The 386-nt window shown below is 62.4% G+C and carries 1 protein-coding gene and 1 pseudogene; one reads left to right on the top strand and one right to left on the bottom strand.

Annotation, left to right across the window (positions count from 1 at the left end; genetic code table 11):
* A partial coding sequence (locus tag BG74_RS16385; protein ID WP_305809569.1) for an RNase H family protein occupies positions 1-140 on the top strand: 140 nt, incomplete at its 5' end.
* 43 nt (positions 141-183) lie between these two features.
* Here the strand turns inward: BG74_RS16385 and BG74_RS12760 are convergent.
* Positions 184-386: pseudogene (locus tag BG74_RS12760) on the bottom strand (SAM-dependent methyltransferase); the annotation flags it as partial.

The following is a 386-nucleotide window of genomic DNA, read 5'->3' as shown; positions in this document are numbered from 1 at the left end:
CAGTTCAGCCTCATACTCTGCGCTGGGATTGGGTGAAGGGCCATGCGGGCCATCTGGAAAACGAACGCTGCGACGAACTGGCGCGCAGCGCTGCCTGCCATCCGGCGTTGGAGGATATCGGTTATCTGGTGGAAGCGTAAACGGGCGGCGGCCGAGCGGATTAGGGCGGCTTCATTCTTCTTTCTAGGAATACCGCTGCCGGCAACTGCGGGTGGTGGCGTTTACCGGCCGCCGCAATCCCCGCGCGGACGCTTTGTTTTTCAGCGGCGTCGGACTGAGGGGGAACGTGCGCTTGCGCGCGACTATCAGGCTCAGGCAACCAATGGCAGGGAAATGGGCGCTGAGTAGCTGTCCCCCTTGCCGTCGCCATGGGAACACCTGCAGAT

This window comes from Sodalis-like endosymbiont of Proechinophthirus fluctus (assembly GCF_001602625.1).
Classification (GTDB): Bacteria; Pseudomonadota; Gammaproteobacteria; order Enterobacterales; family Enterobacteriaceae.
Note: the sequence above shows the minus strand (reverse complement) of the source record. Positions and strands in the feature narration are given on the sequence as shown.